The organism is Mycobacterium sp. IDUB_37 (assembly GCF_055419245.1).
The window spans coordinates 17983-34987 of sequence record NZ_JBVAXG010000007.1 but is presented as its reverse complement, the minus strand read 5'-3'; the positions used below and the strand labels follow the sequence as shown (position 1 = coordinate 34987).

Genomic DNA, 17005 nt, shown 5'->3' with positions numbered 1-17005 from the left:
TAGAATTGCTCGGGTCAGGCGCTACTGGCCCGGTCAAACGGGCGAAGGGAATTCGGTAAATGCTCACTGTTGCGGCTCGTGACGAGCTCGCTGCCGACTTGGCGCAAGCCGAACGGAGCCGGGATGGGATCGCTCCGCTGACGGTCGCCTACGCCGATATCGACGTCGTCGACGCCTACGAAATCCAGCTCATCAACATCCGCCAGCGGATCGCCGAGGGCGCCCGGGTGGTCGGTCACAAGGTGGGGCTGTCGTCCAAAGTCATGCAGAAGATGATGGGCGTGAACGAGCCCGACTACGGGCACCTGCTCAACGACATGCAGGTGTTCGAGGACGTCCCGGTTCCAGTGGCGAGATACCTGCTGCCGCGGGTGGAAGTCGAGGTCGGCTTCATCCTTTCCGATGACCTGCCGGGCGCCGAGTGCACCGAAGAGGATGTCCTCGCCGCGACCGAGGCCCTGGTGCCGTCGATTGAGCTCATCGACACCAGGATCCGGGACTGGAAGATCAAGATCTGCGACACCATCGCCGACAACGCCTCGTCTGCCGGATTCGTGCTGGGTGCGGCCCGGGTTTCACCGGGCGACATCGACGTCAAGGCGATCGACGCGAAGCTGACCCGCAATGGTGAGTTGATCGCCGAGGGTCGCAGCGATGCGGTGCTGGGCAATCCGGTCACCGCAGTGGCCTGGTTGTCCCGCAAGGTGGAAAGTTTTGGTGTGCGCCTGAAGAAGGGTGACATCGTGTTACCGGGATCGTGCACGTCGGCGATCGATGCCCGGCCAGGTGATGAGTTTGTTGCCGACTTTGCGGGCCTCGGTTCGGTTCGTCTGTCTTTTAGCTAGGAGTGATTAGATGCCGTCCAAGGCGAGTGTTGCCATCGTCGGATCGGGAAATATCAGTACCGATCTGCTCTACAAGCTGCTGCGATCCGACTGGCTGGAACCCCGGTGGATGGTGGGCATCGACCCGGACAGCGAGGGCCTGGCGCGGGCCCGCAAGCTGGGGTTGGAGACGAGCCACAAAGGCTCGGACTGGCTGCTGGAACAGTCCGAGAAGCCTGACCTGATCTTCGAGGCGACCAGCGCCTACGTCCACAAGGCTGCGGCGCCCAAGTACGAGGCCGCCGGCATCCGGGCCATTGATCTGACGCCTGCCGCGGTAGGCCCGGCGGTCATCCCGCCGGCGAACCTGCGCGCCCACCTGGACGCCCCCAACGTCAACATGATCACCTGCGGGGGACAGGCGACCATTCCGATCGTCTACGCCGTCAGTCGCGTCGTGGAAGTGCCCTACGCCGAGATCGTGGCATCGGTGGCATCTGTATCGGCCGGCCCGGGGACACGGGCCAATATCGATGAGTTCACCAAGACCACCTCACGCGGCGTGCAGACAATCGGCGGAGCCGCACGCGGCAAGGCGATCATCATCCTCAACCCCGCGGATCCGCCGATGATCATGCGCGACACGATTTTCTGCGCCATCCCCGAAGACGCCGACCGCGATGCGATCGCCAAATCGATCAAAGAGGTGGTGGCCGAGGTGCAGACCTATGTGCCGGGATACCGGTTGCTCAACGAGCCGCAGTTCGACGAGCCGTCGATGAATTCCGGCGGGCAGGCCGTCGTCACCACGTTCGTCGAGGTGGAGGGCGCCGGGGACTACCTGCCGCCCTACGCGGGCAACCTGGACATCATGACCGCAGCGGCCACCAAGGTGGGCGAGGAAATCGCCAAAGAGACGCTCGCTGTGACGGGAGGCGCCCGATGACCGGCCACATTTTGGAAGGCGCGTGGGACATCCGGATCACCGACACCTCGCTACGCGACGGTTCGCACCACAAGCGCCACCAGTTCACCAAGGACGAGGTGCGCTCGATCGTGACGGCGCTGGACGCCGCTGGCGTGCCGGTGATCGAGGTGACGCACGGCGACGGACTCGGTGGCTCGTCGTTCAACTACGGGTTCTCCAAGACGCCCGAGCAGGAGCTGATCAAGCTCGCCGCCGAGACGGCAACCGAGGCCAAGATCGCCTTCCTGATGCTGCCGGGCGTGGGCACGAAGGAAGACATCAAACAGGCTCAGGACAACGGCGGCTCGATCTGCCGGATTGCCACGCACTGCACCGAGGCCGACGTCTCCATCCAGCATTTCGGCCTGGCGCGCGAATTGGGCCTGGAAACCGTTGGATTCCTGATGATGTCCCACACGATTCCTCCGGAGAAGCTGGCCGCCCAAGCCCGCATCATGGCGGACGCGGGCTGTCAGTGCGTCTACGTCGTCGACTCTGCCGGGGCGCTGGTGCTCGACGGTGTCGCCGACCGGGTGGCGGCGCTGGTCTCCGAACTGGGCGAAGACGCGCAGGTGGGCTTCCACGGGCACGAGAACCTCGGTCTGGGAGTGGCCAACTCGGTGGAGGCGGTTCGCGCGGGTGCCAAGCAGATCGACGGCAGCGTGCGCCGGTTCGGAGCCGGGGCCGGAAATGCGCCGGTCGAGGCACTGATCGGGGTCTTCGACAAGATCGGCGTCAAGACCGGCATCGACTTCTTCGACATCGCCGACGCCGCCGAGGACGTGGTTCGCCCGGCGATGCCAACCGAGTGCCTGCTGGATCGCAACGCGCTGATCATGGGGTACTCGGGCGTCTACTCGAGCTTCCTCAAGCACGCCATCCGTCAGGGTGAGCGTTACGGCGTTCCGGCGCACGAGTTGTTGCACCGGGCCGGGCAACGCAAACTCATCGGCGGTCAGGAAGACCAGCTGATCGACATCGCGCTGGAAATCAAGCGTGAGCAGGAGGCACCGGCCTAAGAGCCTGGTTAGGATCCTCGCGTCGGTTCCTCGCAGCGTCGCAGCGTCTCGGCCAGGCCGGAGCCCGGGCTTTCCTGAGTAGCCTCGAGTGTATGACCAGCATCTCGAAGGCTTCCGGCCTGGTGGCCGGCGGTCTACTCAGTGTCGTCGCCTCAGCAGTGATCGCCGTACCGGCCGCTCACGCCGATCCGGCGCCGTGCAACGCCACGTTCGGCCAGACGGCATCCGAGCAGGCGATGGGCTACCTGGACCGTCACCCGGACGTGAAGGCTCAGTTGACGGCCAGAGCCGGCGGCTCCGGCACCAGCCTGCCTGACTACCTCAACCGGCATCCGGACGTCCGCCAGGCGTTGATCACGCTGGCGAATCAGTGCGTCTCGTGAGGTGAGCGGGCTTCGTTTCTTCGGTATCCCCGCGACACGCGGATATGTTCGCGGTTGACTCAAAACAGGAACACGTTCTAGCGTCAAGTAGTGCCCGTTCCCCCTTTCTCTGACCCACTCACAGCGGCAATCGCGGAAGCCGAGAATTTGGTGTCCGCCGCTCCGTTCATCGAGACCGAAGCCGACCTACTCGAAGGACTCCAATACCTGGCCGGCTGTATCGCCGGATGCGCCCATCTGGCCTTCGACTACGACCGCGACCACCCGTTCTTGCAGTCGGGAACCGGGCCCTTCACCAAGATGGGCCTGGACAACCCCGACACCCTCTACTTCGGCACCCGTGTGCACGCCAACCATGACTACGTGGTCACCGGCAGGCGCGGCACCACGACCGATCTGAGCTTTCAGTTGCTCGGCGGCGAGTACACCGACGACAACGTGCCGGCCAGCCAAGCCGCGTTCGACGACCGTGAACTCGACATCGCTCCCGACGGGAGCTTCGAATACCGGCTGCGCCCGACCAGTCCGGGGCAACTGTTGATGCGTGAGGTGTATGGCGACTGGTCCGCGCAACGCGGCACACTGGCCATCGCGCGGTTGGATACCGCGGGCACGGCACCGCCGCCGTTGACTCGTGCGCTGATCGAAAAGCGTTACGCCACTGCGGGAAAGCAATTGGTGCAACGGGTTAAGACCTGGTTGCAGTTTCCGCAGTGGTTCTATCTGGACATCCCGGTCAACACCATGGTGGCGCCCAGGCTGACACCCGGCGGACTGGCCACCCAGTACTCGTCGGTCGGGCACTTCGATTTGTGGCCGGATCAGGCTCTGGTGATCACGGTCCCGGTGAGTGACGCCCCCTACGTCGGGTTCCAACTGGGCAGCTTGTGGTACATCTCGCTGGACTACATCAACCACCAGACGTCGCTGAATAACACTCAGGCGCAACCGGATCCGGACGGTAAGATCCGCATTGTCGTCAGCGACCAGAACCCGGGTGTCACCAATTGGGTTGAGACACTGAATCATCGACGCGGGTTCCTGCAGTTCCGCTGGCAGCGGGTGTCGCGTCAGCTGACCGAAGCCGATGGGCCGACCGTCGAACTGGTCGACATCGACGCGGTGGCGGCCACGCTGCCGTTCTTCGACCACAACAAGATTTCCGAGGACGACTGGCGATCGCGGATCACGACGCGTCAGCAACAAATTCAGGCAAGGATGCTGGGATGACGAATCTGCTCGAAGGCAAGGTAATAGTGATCAGCGGTGTCGGTCCGGGCCTGGGCACCACGCTGGCGCGCCGATGTGCGAACGAAGGCGCCGACCTGGTGTTGGCCGCCCGCAGCGTCGATCGCCTCGATGACGTTGCCAAGCAGGTCATCGACCTCGGCCGCAAGGCGGTGGCGGTGCGCACCGACATCACCGAGGACGATCAGGTGAGCAATCTCGTCGACTCCTCGCTGGAGGCGTTCGGCAAGGTGGATGTGCTGATCAACAACGCCTTTCGAGTGCCGTCATTGAAGCCTTTCTCCGGCACCACCTTTCAGCACATCCGCGACGCGATCGAACTCAGCGCGCTAGGTGCGTTGCGGCTTATCCAGGGCTTCACGCCCGCGTTGGCCGAGGCGAAAGGCTCCGTGGTCAATGTCAACTCGATGGTGATCCGGCATTCACAGGCCAAGTACGGCGCCTACAAGATGGCCAAGTCGGCGCTGCTGTCCATGTCGCAGTCGCTGGCCACCGAACTCGGTGACCAAGGCATTCGGGTCAACTCCGTTGCCCCCGGCTACATCTGGGGTGACACACTGCAGGGCTACTTCAACCACCAGGCCGGCAAATACGGCACCACCGCCGACCAGATCTATCAGGCCACCGCGGCTAATTCCGATCTCAAGCGGCTGCCCACCGAGGACGAAGTCGCGTCGGCGATCCTCTTCATGGCCAGCGACCTATCCAGCGGCATCACGGGGCAGACCCTTGATGTCAATTGCGGGGAGTACCACACCTAATGGCGGTTAGAACTGATATCGGCACCGTCGAGGACCTGCATGCGTCCGCGACCAAGCTGACCGGGATGGACGATTTCGGCGCCGACAAAGAGAATTACCGCGAAGCGCTAGGCGTGCTGCTCGACTCCTACCAGCGCGACGCGGGCCTTACGGAGTTGGGCAGCAAGATGAATCGGTTCTTCCTGCGCGGCGCGCTGGTGGCCCGATTGCTGTCCGAAGCCGCGTGGAAACAGTATCCGGCTCACGCCGAGGTGCCGGTAGAGCGGCCGATCTTCGTTACCGGGCTACCGCGCACCGGCACCACCATCCTGCACCGGTTACTCGGCGCCGACCCAGACCATCAGGGCCTGCACTTGTGGCTGGCCGAATTCCCGCAGCCGCGTCCGCCGCGGGACACCTGGGATTCGAATCCGTGGTACCGCCAACTCGATGATCAGTTCAACCAGCACCATGAGGAGAACCCGGAGTACACGGGTCTGCATTTCATGGCGGCCTACGAGTTGGAGGAATGCTGGCAACTGTTGCGGCAGTCGCTGCATTCGGTGTCCTACGAGACCCTCGCGCACCTGCCCAGCTATGCGCAATGGCTCTCGCGACAGGACTGGACGCCGTCCTACCAGCGGCACCGCCGCAACCTGCAACTGATCGGCCTGAACGACATCGGTAAGCGATGGGTGCTGAAGAACCCCAGTCACCTGTTCGCGCTGGACGCACTGATGGCGACCTATCCCGACGCGTTGGTGATTCAAACCCACCGACCGGTCGAGACGATCATGGCGTCGATGTGTTCATTGGCCCAGCACACCGCCGATGAGTGGTCGACGAATTTCACCGCAGCGCAAATCGGTGCGGACGCGATGGAAACCTGGTCGCGTGGCCTGGAGCGGTTTAATAGCGTACGTGCGCAATGTAATTCGGCGCAGTTCTACGACGTCGACTACAACGACCTGATCGCCGACCCGTTGGGCACGGTTGCGCAGGTGTACAGCCACTTCGACCTGGCGTTGACTGACGAGGCTCGAAAAGCCATGGAGGACAGTCACGCCGAGAGTCAGACCGGTCCACGGGCGCCGAAGCACAAATACTCGCTGGCGGACTACGGGTTGACGGCGGAAGCCGTCAGGGAGCGCTTCGCTGGGCTGTAGGCCGTCAGCTGGGCTTCTTGCCGTTCAGGTCAGACATGTGCTGCGGGCAGTAGTCCTCGATGCTCGCCCCGACGAAGTAGCCGGCGTGGTAGGCGGTCATGCCGCCGGTGCCGACCATCTCGGACGCCTCTTCCTTCGGTGACTTGCCGCTGTCGAGATTCTGGCAAACCACGTGAGCGGCCTCGATCGCGTAGTTGGCGGGAAAGTGCTCGGTGATGCCCTCGGACTGAAGCGTTGAAATGAACTTCGTGTCATTGGTGTCGGCATGTGCGGTCGGGATCGTTCCCAACGAGCCGAACAGCGCGACTGCCGCGGCACCTGCGAGAAGACGGACGGCCATTTCGAACTACCTCCTGAGATGGCTTGCAGCACGGGCGCACAGCAAGCCGGACCGGTGTGCCTGTGTGCCCTGAGTGTGAAGGTTCTATGAAAATTATTAACCCGCGGGCATCGGTCCAGCACGCCACTGCCGCAGAGTTCACCTGCTGTACACCGGTTGGGCAAGTGTTGGCCAGGTAGCTATTCCGGCTCCGGATAGTCCAGGTAACCCTCGGCCACCGCGTGCTCGATGCTGTCGGAAAGTCGCGGACAGGTCCTGGTGCGCGCGGTATCGCCACCGGAAGCGCGCACCTCGGCGAAGTGCGCACACCGCTGCGAGGCCTCCGAACTCCATTGCACCGCGGTGTGACCCGGACCCAGCCTGCGCACGGTCACCGTCACATGGCAGAACCGGCAGTCCACCGGTCGCAGTCCTGCGGTCAGGTACCGCTCCCGATCGGCACGGCTCGCCTCGGCCACCGCGGCGGCGCGTTGCGGGTCATTGGTGAAATCCCTTGACTTCGACCAGATTCCAGATCCGCCGTTGGTAGACGGAGCCTCGTCGTGATCGTGGTGATCGCCGTGCAGTGTCAACATCGACCGGGCGAGCCGATCGACGTCGGGAACCGCCGGCTGGTCGTCAGACATTTCGATCAGGTGGCCGGGACTTCGTCGGAAACAGTTTCCGAACCTTCACTGTCCCGCGCCGCCAAGTTCCCGGCGACCTCGGCGTTCCAGAACTCGTTGGCGCGAGTGGTGTCGACCTCGATCTCGAAGCGCTCCACCATCTCCGGCGTGACGTCGGCCGCGTCGACGTAGAACTGCTGATACCAGCGCCGCAGCTGATAAACCGCGCCGTCTTCCTCCACCAGGAGCGGGTTGTCGATGCGGGTCTTGTGCTTCCAGATCTCCACGTCCTGCAGGAAACCCTTGCTGACGCCGTCGGTGAACACCCGCGACAGCTTGTCGGTCATCTTCTCATCCATGCCCTTGGGCTTCTCGACGATGACGCCCCACATCAGCACGAACGAATTCTGCGTCACCGGGTAGTGGCAGTTGATCAGGATCGACTCGGCTTTGTATCCGCCGTAGCTGTTGTGCAGCCAGTTGATCATGAACGACGGCCCGAAGTAGGAGGCCTCGGAGTCCAGGTGCGCCTCGCCGTAGGACGTGCCCAGGTCGTTCACATCCGGTCGGCCCACGTTGTGCAGGTACTGCGAGGCGACGTGACCCTCAAAGACGTTCTTGAAGTACGTCGGCAAGCCGAAGTGGATGTAGAAGAAGTGCGCCATGTCGGTGACGTTGTCGATGATGTCGCGGCAGTTGGAGCCCTCGATGAGGATGCTGTTCCAGCGCCACTCGGTCCACTCGTCGCTGGCCGCCTCGGGTAGCTCAGGAACCCGCACCGCGGGGTCCGGCGGGTTGTTCTCGTGGTCGTGCCACACAAAGAGCAGGCCGCTGACGACGTCCGTCGTCCACGACCGGGTGCGTGCGGTCTTGGGGGTGCGCTTGGCGTACGGCACCAGCTTGCAGCGTCCGTCACCACCCCAGCGCCAGTCGTGGAAGGGGCAGGCGACCTCGTCGCCCTTGATGGTGCCCTCGGACAGGTCACCACCCATGTGCCGGCAGTATCCGTCGAGAACCTTGATGTCGCCGTGTGAGTCGGCGAACACCACCAGCTTGGTGCCGAACGCCTGCACCGAGTGCGGCTTGCCGTCCTGGAAGTCCTTTGCCACGCCTAGGCAGTGCCAGCCGCGGGCATACCTGGTCGGTAAGGCGCCGGGATCGATTTCCCGGACACCGACGCTGCTTGTGCCGGTAGTCATCTGAATACCTCCGCCGTGCTGTTGCCAAGAATGGGGCTGCTAACTAGAACACGTTACAGTTTTTGGGTAGGAACGCGCAATCGTGGCGAGTCTGGCCACGGCATATGCGTATTGCGGTATATGTAATTGATGCCGTTGTATTCATTCGAGGGTCGCTCGCCGCGGGTCGATCCCACCGCGTTTGTGGCCCCGACCGCGACCCTGATCGGTGACGTCACCGTCGAGGCGGGGGCATCCATTTGGTACAACGCCGTGCTGCGGGGGGACTACGCGCCGGTCGTGATCCGTGAAGGCGCAAACGTGCAGGACGGCTCGGTGTTGCACGCACCGCCGGGCATCCCCGTCGATGTCGGCCCGGGAGCCACGATCGCGCACCTTTGCGTCATTCACGGCGCGCACATCGGCAAGGAGGCGCTGATCGCCAACCACGCCACGGTATTGGACGGCGCGGTGATCGGTGCCCGCTGCATGGTCGCGGCGGGCGCTCTGGTGATCGGTGGCACGCAGATCCCGAAGGGAATGCTGGTCGCGGGTGTGCCGGCCAAGGTCAAGGGACCCATCGAGGGGACCGGCGCCGAAATGTGGGTCAACGTCAATCCGCAGGCCTACCGGGACCTGGCGCAGCGGCATATCGCCGGGGTCGAGCTGATCGAGCCGGTCGAGACCGACTAGATCTTGCGGGTGCTTGCGGCCGCCTGGTCCATCTCCCAGTAGGCCCGCAACGCCACCAACTGGCCCGCCTCGTTGGCTTTGTAAGTGAAGACGCCCTTGGCGGTCACCTGGTACTCAGCCGTGGTGATCAGGATGTGGCCGACGTTGGCTTCCTCGTTGCCGCACTGATAGGTCTCGTCGAAGACGAACTCGATCTTGTTGGTCGGTGCGATCGCCAGATCCCAGAAGGCCGAGATCGCGTCGCGTCCTCGGTGCCCCTTGCCTTCCGGGTCGAAAGCCGAAGGACCGATGGGATCTTCGACGATCGCGTCCTCGGCGAACACCGCCAGCCAGGCTTCTTTGTCCCGGGCGGCGACCGCCTCCCGGGATCGCCGCCCAGCCTGGTGTGCGGGGTGCTTGTCCGTCATGCGCTTGTTCCTCCTGGCCCGCGAGTGTGGACTCTGCGACACCCAATCGGCGTGTCGCGTAGCAAGGTTCACATTCGGCGAGACAACGCGATAGGCGCTAGTCTTGCCAGCCCGAATGGATGTGAACGTCGGCGAAGCGCTTGAGCGAATCTTGCTTCTTGTCCAGCGGTGCGTCGAAGGCGAGCCCATCGAAGACCCAGGGAATGGTGATGTAGTCGGTCACCCCGATCTCGACGAGTTCCTTGTGACCCTCCACGCCGAACTTGTCCATGCAGACGGCCTGGTACTCGAAAGGATCATCCGCACGGCCGTTTTCGGCAAGCAGACCCTTGAGCTTGCGGATGGTCTCGTCCAGCTCGGCATGCGTCATCATCGCGCTGGTCCAGCCGTCGCTCACCCGTGCCGCACGCTTGAGTGCCACATCAGTGTGGCCACCGACGTAGAACGGCACCGGCTCGCTGGGGGTGGGGCTCATCTGCAGGCGGTCGAAATCGTAGAAATCACCGTGGAATTCGACCATGCCGCCGGCCAACACCAGCTTGATCACTTCGATCATTTCGTCGACGCGCTTGCCGCGACGCGCATACGGCACCCCGCACCACTCGAACTCTTCTGGTGCCCAGCCGATTCCGACGCCGAAGCCGAAGCGGTTGTTGGTCAGGTTGGCCACCGAGCCGACCTGGCGGGCCAGCAGCAACGGGTTGCGCGAACCCAGCTTCATCACGTTGGTGTAGAACCGCAGCTTCGAGGTGACCGCACCCATCGTGCCCGCCAGGATCAGCGGGTCGACCCAGGGGGAGTGCTCATCGAACATCCGCTTGCCGTCGGCGGTGTAGGGATAGTCGACGGACTGCTTCTCGAAGTAGAAGATCGAGTCCGGCAGCGCGATCGAGTCGAAACCGACTTCCTCTGCGGTCTTGGCCAGTTCGGTCAGCTGATCGATCGGGCTGAACGCGATACTGAGGGTGTACTTCATCCGGCTCACGCTGGTTTGTCCTTCCCGACCACCCACATGGAGTAGTACTGAGAGCCGCCACCATAGGCGTGCCCCAGAGCTTTTCGTACATTCGGAACCTGGTGGTCGCCACCCTTGTCCATCACCTGAATCGCTGCTTCGGCGAAGCGAATCAGGCCGGAGGCGCCGATCGGGTTGGAAGATAGCACCCCGCCCGACGGGTTGACCGGTAGCCGGCCGCCGATCGCGGTCTCGCCGGCTTCGGTGAGCTTCCAGCCCTCGCCTACTGGGGCGAAACCGAGGCTTTCCAACCACATTGGCTCGAACCAGGAGAACGGCACGTAGATTTCCGCGACGTCGATCTCGTCGATGGGGCTCGTGATACCGGCGGACTTCCACAGCGCGGCGGCCGCGTCCCGGCTGGCCTGCGGGCTGACCTGGTCGCGACCGGAGAACTGCAGCGGCTCGGTGCGCAGCGCGGTGGCGTGCACCCACGCCACCGGATGTCCTTCCGCGAGGCGGGCATCGGCGATTTCCTCGTTGCCGATCACCACCGCGCAGGCACCGTCGGAAGACGGGCAGGTTTCGTCGAAGCGAATGGGGTCCCACAACATCGGCGACTCCATCACCTTATCGACGGTGATGTCGGGCTGATGCAGGTGCGCCAACGGGTTTCGGGCGCCATTGAGCCGGTCTTTGACGGCCACGATGGCCCCAATGTTGAGCGGTGCGCCGGAGCGGCGGATATACGACCGCACGTGCGGGGCGAAATACCCACCCGCGCCCGCGCCCACCGGCTTGATGAACGGGATCGGAATCGATAACGCCCACATGGCATTCGACTCCGACTGCTTCTCCCAGGCCATCGCCAGCACCCGGCGGTACTTGCCCGATTGCACCAGGCTGGCCGCGACCACCCCGGTCGATCCGCCGACCGAACCTGCGGTGTGCACCCGGATCAGCGGCTTGCCGGTGGCTCCGACCGCATCGGCCATGAATAACTCGGGCATCATGACGCCCTCGAAGAAGTCCGGCGCCTTTCCGACGACGACGGCGTCGATGTCGTCGAACGTCGAACCGGAGTCGGCCAGCGCGCGGTCGATCGCCTCGCGCACCAGGCCGTTCATCGAAACGTCCTTGCGCTTCGCGACGTACTTGGTCTGTCCGGTACCGAGTACCGCGGCGAGGTTTGCCCCTGCGCCTGCCATCAGTTCTTTCCTTCCAGGACCGCGACCAGATTCTGTTGCAGCGCAGGCCCGCTGGTGGCGTGCGCGAGCACCCGCCCCGCCGAGCCGTTCCAGATGTGTTGTGCGGCAAATCCGATGCGCTCCAGGCCGGCGACGAACATCGGGTTGGCCGCCAGCGCACCGCCGGACGGATTCACCTTCGTCGAGTCAGACAACCCGATTGCCTCGGCGAGGATCAGGTGCTGGTGGGTGAAGGGTGCATGGATCTCGGCGACATCGAAGCTGGTGTCTCCGCCGGTCGCGGTCTTCGCCGAGGCGGCGGTGGACGTCGAAACGGTCAGGTCGCGCAGGCCGAGGGCGGGGGTCTCTATTCGGTGATCGATTTCCGTTATCCAGGCCGGGTTTTCGCGCAGTTCTCGGGCCCGGTCGCCGGCGGCCAGCACGATCGCCGCGGCGCCGTCGGTGATCGGCGCGATGTCGTGGCGCCGCAACGGGTCATTGAAGAACGGCCGCGCCAGCAGTTCGTCGATGCTGTTGGCCGGCTTCTCGGAGTCGGTGCGTTCGGACTGGGCGAACGAGTCGAGGGCGACCTGTGCCATCTGTTCGTGTGTCCACTTACCGGAGTCGAGACCGATGCGGGCCTGCAATCCGGCCATCGACACCGAGTCGGGCCACAACGGCGCCACGGTGTACGGATCGGTCTGACGAGTCAGAACCTGGCGCAGGATTCCGGCCGAGGACTTGCCGAAGCCGTATACCAGCGCGGTGTCGACCTCGCCGGTGAGGATCTTGATGTAGGCCTCGAACAGCGCCCAGGCGGCGTCCATCTCGACGTGTGACTCGTTGATCGGCGGTACAGCACCGATCGAGTCAATGGCCGAGATGAACGAAAATGCCCGTCCAGCAAGGTAATCCGAAGATCCAGAGCACCAGAAGCCGATGTCGGTCCTGGCGATGCCCAGCTCCTCGTACAGCTGGGCGAAGCACGGTATCAACATCTCGACGCCGTTGGTGGTGCCGTCGGTGCGGCGGACATGCGGGGCGTGGGCGAAGCCGACGACCGCAACATTGCGTTCGCTCATAAGTAGGTAAGCCCCTTACAGGTGGTGCTTGTAGGTGTCGTACTCGGCGTCCGGTTCGCCGGTAGGCCGGAAGTACTCGATGTTGTCGATGCCGAAATCCCACTCCTCGCGGGGCCGCCACACCGCCTCGACTCGCATGCCCATCCGGACTTCGTGCGCGTCGATGTCGGCGACCAGGTGCAGAAACGGGATGTCGGCACCGTCGAGCAGCACGTAGGCCGCGACATACGGCGGCTTGATGCGCTGTCCCTGGAACGGGATGTTGATGATCGCGAACGTCGTCACCGTGCCCTGGTCCGGCAGTTCGACGAACTCGGTAGTCGGCTGGCCGGTTGCCGGGTCAGCGCCATGCGGCGGGAAGTAGACCTTCCCCGATTCACCGGTCCTGGCGCCCAACAGTTTTCCTTCGGCGATGGCCCGCAGGTACGCACTCTCCTCGTGGGAGGCGGTGTGCTGGATCGTCAGCGAGACCGGCGTGACGATCATGGAGACCGGGTCCTTATCGCTGGACGGGGGCTCGACGGACTCTTCCTCGTCGCCCAGCTTGAAGTAGGCGATGTCGGTGATGGCGCCCACCGGCTCTTCGGCCCAGTGCACGTGTACCCGGGCGCCGGTTTCGATCGCGTCCGACGAGCCCGCATCCACCGCGTGGATGAGTGGGGTGTCGGCGCCGTCGAGTTTGATCAGTGCCCAGGCGAACGGACGGTCCAGTGGTTGGCCCTCGATTCGGTCCGGTTGCCAGGTCCAAGACACCACGGTTCCGACGCTTGCCACGGGTACCATCTCGCCCAGCGGCTCGTAGGTGACCGGGTCGTATTCCGGCGGCGGTACGTGCACCCGGCCGTCGGAACCGCGCACTCCCAGAACTTGGCGATCACGCAGTGCGGTGAAGAACTTGCCTAGCGTGGGACCCACCGAACGGGTGTAGTCGAAGGACAACGTCAAAGGCGCAGAGAGAGGCGGCTCGGGATGATCGATCAAGGTCGGGCCGCTCGAAGTGGCTGTCACGCCTTCGAGTAGAACAGGTTCTAAGAATGGTTTCAACTAGTGATGAGCGCAAGCGCGGCGAAGCCGGGCGCGGCGGGTCATCACGATCGGTATAAGCCTTTATCGAAGGCTTGAGGAGGCTGGCTATGAAGCTCGGACTGCAACTCGGCTACTGGGGCGCTCAGCCGCCGGAGAACCATGCGGAGCTTGTCGCGGCCGCCGAGGATTCTGGCTTCGATGCCGTGTTCACCGCCGAAGCCTGGGGCTCGGATGCGTACACGCCGCTGGCCTGGTGGGGTTCGTCCACCTCGCGGGTGCGGTTGGGCACCTCGGTGGTGCAGTTGTCCGCCCGGACCCCCACGGCGTGCGCGATGGCCGCGCTGACGTTGGACCACCTGTCCGGTGGCCGGCACATTCTCGGGCTCGGAGTGTCCGGACCCCAGGTGGTTGAGGGCTGGTACGGCCAGCGCTTTCCCAAGCCGTTGGCGCGCACCCGCGAATACGTCGACATCTTGCGCCAGGTGTGGGCCCGCAAGGGCCCGGTGATCAGCGACGGCCCGCACTATCCGTTGCCGTTGTCGGGGGAGGGGACAACGGGTTTGGGCAAGCCGCTAAAGCCGATCACCCACCCGTTGCGCGCCGATATTCCGATCATGCTCGGTGCCGAGGGTCCGAAGAATGTGGCGCTGTCCGCCGAGATCTGCGACGGGTGGCTGCCGATCTTCTACACGCCGCGGATGGCTGACACCTACAACGAGTGGCTCGATGAGGGATTCTCGCGGCCGGGCGCGCGCCGCAGCCGTCAGGACTTCGAGATCTGCGCGACCGCGACCATCGTCATCACCGACGATCGTGCGGCCGCATTTGCCGGAATGAAGCCCTACCTGGCCCTCTACATGGGCGGGATGGGAGCCGAAGACACCAACTTTCATGCCGATGTGTATCGGCGAATGGGCTACGCCGACGTGGTCGACGATGTCACCAAGCTGTTCCGCAACAACCAGAAGGAGAAGGCCGGCGAGATCATCCCCGATGAGCTGGTTGACGACGCCGCGATTGTCGGTGATCTGGACTACGTCCGTAAGCAGGTAAAGGTCTGGGAGGCCGCTGGCGTCACGATGATGGTCGTGAACGGGCGCAATGCCGAGCAGATCAGGGAGCTTGCCGGTCTAATCTAGGCGCCGCTTGCGGCGTCATTAGAACACGTTCTAGATTGGCCCGATGGAGATGTGTTCAGACGGCGCGTGCGTCGTCGAAGGTCATCTCCACATTGGTGACCGACTGCGTCATCATCGCCCGCTTGGGCAGGCCCAGCGTCGCGAGTTCCTTGGCGTAGGGGTGGTCGCCCAGCCTGATCCGTGCACCGCCGAGACGGGTCCGCACGCCGGTCGTGGTCATCTGCGAGGTGGTCTCCCGGGTGACACCGTCCAGGTGCGAGTAGGTGACCAGGCTCTGCGGTCCCGGCGCGGGATGCGGCAGGCCGCGACTGAACTCGATGCCGGCGATCAACTGCCCGTCGGCGCTGACGTCGAACTCGAACTTGCGTCCCTCGCGAACGTTGAAGTCCGCCATGATCTTTGGGTAACCCCAGATGGTGCGGCCGGCTTCGAGGGTGAATCCCTGGTCGACCGGCAGGTGGTGGATGAAGGTGGCCGCCTTCGCCATCGCCCGCAGGCCCCGGTTCGTGGTGCCCGGCGGGTTGACCAGGAAAGCGGTGCCGTACTCGTGGTACTTGCCCAGGTCTCCGTCGATGTAGCGGACCAGCAGTTGCACGAGAATCGCTCTGCCAGGCAGGTATTCGAAGACCTGCAGGCCGCTGTAGTCGATCAGTCGCTGCGCCGCCGCGGCGGGAACAGAGAACATCGCGGAGTGCTGATCGGCTTTGCGGATGCGCACCGGCATGGTGAGCACGGTGCCGGCGATGGTGTGTTGCGAGACAGACATGGGGCTTACTGTAATGGGCTCGAGGCAGAAAACTGGAGGCTGTAAATGACTGCGATAATCCCGGACGCCATCCGTGACCTCGATCTGGCGGACGGCAATTTCTATGCCGATGGCGTCGCGGCCCGCGAGGCGTACCGCTGGATGCGTGCCAATCAGCCGGTGTTCCGCGACCGCAACGGATTGGCCGGTGCGACAACGTATCAGGCGATCCTCGACGCCGAGCGCAACCCGGATCTCTTCTCCAACACCGGCGGTATCCGTCCGGACCAGCCGGGCATGCCCTACATGATCGACATGGACGACCCAGCCCACCTGATCCGTCGCAAGCTGGTCAACGCCGGGTTCACGCGCAAGCGGGTGAAGGACAAGGAAGCCTCGATCGAGGAACTGTGCGACACGTTGATCGACGCGGTATGCGAACGCGGCGAATGCGACTTCGTCCGCGACATCGCCGCCCCACTGCCGATGGCGGTGATCGGCGACATGCTGGGGGTGCGACCGGAAGAGCGCGGCATGTTGCTGAAGTGGTCGGACGACTTGGTCTGCGGGCTGAGTTCGCATATCGACCCGACGTCGTTGGTTTTTCAGACGGTGATGGAGGCGTTCGCCTCCTACACCGCGTTCACCATGGATTTGATCGGCAAGCGGCGCGCGGAGCCGACCGATGACCTCTACTCGATCCTGATCAATGCCGAGGTCGAGGGTCAGCGGATGGCTGATGAAGAGATCGTCATGGAGACGCTGCTGATCCTGATCGGCGGTGACGAGACCACCCGGCACACGCTGAGCGGGGGTACCGAGCAGTTGGTGCGCCACCGCGAGCAGTGGGAGGCGCTGGTAGCGGAACCTGCATTGCTGCCCAGCGCGATCGAGGAGATGCTGCGCTGGACGTCTCCGGTGAAGAACATGTGCCGGACGCTGACGGCCGACACCGAGTTCCATGGCACGTCCTTGAACAAGGACGAGAAGATCATGCTGCTGTTCGAGTCGGCCAACTTCGACGAGTCGGTGTTCGACCAGCCGGAGAAGTTCGACATCCGGCGTAACCCGAACAGCCACGTGGCCTTCGGCTTCGGAACCCACTTCTGCATGGGCAATCAGCTGGCTCGGCTGGAGTTGTCACTGATGACGTCACGAGTGCTGAAGCGGCTGCCGGACCTGAGGCTGGCCGACGACTCGGCGTTGCCGCTGCGGCCGGCGAACTTTGTCAGCGGCCTGGAGTCGATGCCGGTGGTGTTCACGCCGACGGCGCCGCTGCGCTGACCCCGGCCCGCTGTCCG

The 17005-nt window shown here is 64.0% G+C and carries 19 protein-coding genes; 10 read left to right on the top strand and 9 right to left on the bottom strand.

Going from position 1 to position 17005, the window contains the following annotated elements; all coding sequences use genetic code 11:
• Positions 1 to 59 precede the first annotated feature (59 nt).
• The 7 genes from ACZY1I_RS22160 (at position 60) to ACZY1I_RS22130 (ending at position 6347) form a co-directional block, all read left to right on the top strand.
• A complete protein-coding gene (locus ACZY1I_RS22160) occupies positions 60 to 845 on the top strand; it encodes a 2-keto-4-pentenoate hydratase (RefSeq protein WP_463757230.1) in 786 nt (261 codons plus the stop codon).
• 10 nt (positions 846 to 855) lie between these two features.
• Positions 856 to 1770, top strand: coding sequence for an acetaldehyde dehydrogenase (acetylating) (locus ACZY1I_RS22155; protein WP_463757227.1), 915 nt, complete (start codon positions 856 to 858; stop codon positions 1768 to 1770).
• Positions 1767 to 2810, top strand: a complete 1044-nt coding sequence (dmpG, locus tag ACZY1I_RS22150; protein ID WP_463757224.1) for a 4-hydroxy-2-oxovalerate aldolase — start codon at positions 1767 to 1769, stop codon at positions 2808 to 2810. Before ACZY1I_RS22155 ends, dmpG begins: the two co-directional genes overlap by 4 nt.
• 92 nt (positions 2811 to 2902) lie before the next feature.
• Complete coding sequence (locus ACZY1I_RS22145) at positions 2903 to 3193, top strand: hypothetical protein (protein ID WP_463757221.1); 291 nt, start codon at positions 2903 to 2905, stop codon at positions 3191 to 3193.
• Between the two features lie 90 nt (positions 3194 to 3283).
• The gene (locus ACZY1I_RS22140) at positions 3284 to 4423 is read left to right on the top strand and encodes a hypothetical protein (protein WP_463757218.1); all 1140 of its coding nucleotides are present in this window, start codon (positions 3284 to 3286) and stop codon (positions 4421 to 4423) included.
• Positions 4420 to 5202: an SDR family oxidoreductase gene (locus ACZY1I_RS22135; protein WP_463757216.1), complete on the top strand. Its 783-nt coding sequence runs from the start codon at positions 4420 to 4422 to the stop codon at positions 5200 to 5202. Before ACZY1I_RS22140 ends, ACZY1I_RS22135 begins: the two co-directional genes overlap by 4 nt.
• Positions 5202 to 6347: a sulfotransferase family protein gene (locus ACZY1I_RS22130; RefSeq protein ID WP_463757213.1), complete on the top strand. Its 1146-nt coding sequence runs from the start codon at positions 5202 to 5204 to the stop codon at positions 6345 to 6347. Before ACZY1I_RS22135 ends, ACZY1I_RS22130 begins: the two co-directional genes overlap by 1 nt.
• Before the next feature lie 4 nt (positions 6348 to 6351).
• Here ACZY1I_RS22130 and ACZY1I_RS22125 read toward each other — a convergent pair whose 3' ends face one another.
• The 3 genes from ACZY1I_RS22125 to ACZY1I_RS22115 all read right to left on the bottom strand — a co-directional run bounded on the left by ACZY1I_RS22125 (position 6352) and on the right by ACZY1I_RS22115 (position 8491).
• Entirely contained in the window at positions 6352 to 6687 is a 336-nt protein-coding gene (locus ACZY1I_RS22125; protein ID WP_463757211.1) for a DUF732 domain-containing protein, read from the bottom strand.
• 179 nt (positions 6688 to 6866) lie between these two features.
• Positions 6867 to 7313 (bottom strand): hypothetical protein, encoded by a 447-nt coding sequence (locus ACZY1I_RS22120; RefSeq protein WP_463757209.1) that lies wholly within the window; start codon positions 7311 to 7313, stop codon positions 6867 to 6869.
• A gap of 5 nt (positions 7314 to 7318) precedes the next feature.
• Positions 7319 to 8491: a Rieske 2Fe-2S domain-containing protein gene (locus ACZY1I_RS22115; RefSeq protein ID WP_463757206.1), complete on the bottom strand. Its 1173-nt coding sequence runs from the start codon at positions 8489 to 8491 to the stop codon at positions 7319 to 7321.
• A 129-nt stretch (positions 8492 to 8620) separates the two neighbouring features.
• Here ACZY1I_RS22115 and ACZY1I_RS22110 point away from each other — a divergent pair, with 129 nt between their 5' ends.
• Positions 8621 to 9163, top strand: coding sequence for a gamma carbonic anhydrase family protein (locus ACZY1I_RS22110; protein ID WP_463757203.1), 543 nt, complete (start codon positions 8621 to 8623; stop codon positions 9161 to 9163).
• Here the strand turns inward: ACZY1I_RS22110 and ACZY1I_RS22105 are convergent.
• From ACZY1I_RS22105 to ACZY1I_RS22085, 5 genes are all read right to left on the bottom strand, one after another.
• Positions 9160 to 9570 carry a nuclear transport factor 2 family protein gene (locus tag ACZY1I_RS22105; RefSeq protein WP_463757201.1) on the bottom strand — a complete coding sequence of 137 codons (411 nt, stop codon included), beginning with the start codon at positions 9568 to 9570 and terminating at the stop codon, positions 9160 to 9162. The genes ACZY1I_RS22110 and ACZY1I_RS22105 overlap by 4 nt on opposite strands.
• Before the next feature lie 97 nt (positions 9571 to 9667).
• Positions 9668 to 10546 (bottom strand): TIGR03619 family F420-dependent LLM class oxidoreductase, encoded by an 879-nt coding sequence (locus tag ACZY1I_RS22100; protein ID WP_463757901.1) that lies wholly within the window; start codon positions 10544 to 10546, stop codon positions 9668 to 9670.
• Between the two features lie 5 nt (positions 10547 to 10551).
• Positions 10552 to 11733: a thiolase domain-containing protein gene (locus tag ACZY1I_RS22095; RefSeq protein ID WP_463757200.1), complete on the bottom strand. Its 1182-nt coding sequence runs from the start codon at positions 11731 to 11733 to the stop codon at positions 10552 to 10554.
• Positions 11733 to 12794: a thiolase domain-containing protein gene (locus ACZY1I_RS22090; RefSeq protein ID WP_463757198.1), complete on the bottom strand. Its 1062-nt coding sequence runs from the start codon at positions 12792 to 12794 to the stop codon at positions 11733 to 11735. Before ACZY1I_RS22090 ends, ACZY1I_RS22095 begins: the two co-directional genes overlap by 1 nt.
• Positions 12795 to 12809: 15 nt before the next feature.
• Positions 12810 to 13802 carry a Zn-ribbon domain-containing OB-fold protein gene (locus tag ACZY1I_RS22085; protein WP_463757196.1) on the bottom strand — a complete coding sequence of 331 codons (993 nt, stop codon included), beginning with the start codon at positions 13800 to 13802 and terminating at the stop codon, positions 12810 to 12812.
• Positions 13803 to 13927: 125 nt separating this feature from the next.
• On the opposite strand from ACZY1I_RS22085, the gene ACZY1I_RS22080 reads away from it, so the two are divergent.
• Positions 13928 to 14959 carry an LLM class F420-dependent oxidoreductase gene (locus ACZY1I_RS22080; RefSeq protein ID WP_463757194.1) on the top strand — a complete coding sequence of 344 codons (1032 nt, stop codon included), beginning with the start codon at positions 13928 to 13930 and terminating at the stop codon, positions 14957 to 14959.
• Between the two features lie 55 nt (positions 14960 to 15014).
• Here the strand turns inward: ACZY1I_RS22080 and ACZY1I_RS22075 are convergent, their stop codons facing one another.
• A complete protein-coding gene (locus ACZY1I_RS22075) occupies positions 15015 to 15725 on the bottom strand; it encodes an acetoacetate decarboxylase family protein (RefSeq protein ID WP_463757191.1) in 711 nt (236 codons plus the stop codon).
• Between the two features lie 45 nt (positions 15726 to 15770).
• On the opposite strand from ACZY1I_RS22075, the gene ACZY1I_RS22070 reads away from it, so the two are divergent.
• Positions 15771 to 16988, top strand: a complete 1218-nt coding sequence (locus tag ACZY1I_RS22070; RefSeq protein WP_463757188.1) for a cytochrome P450 — start codon at positions 15771 to 15773, stop codon at positions 16986 to 16988.
• Positions 16989 to 17005: the final 17 nt, after the last annotated feature.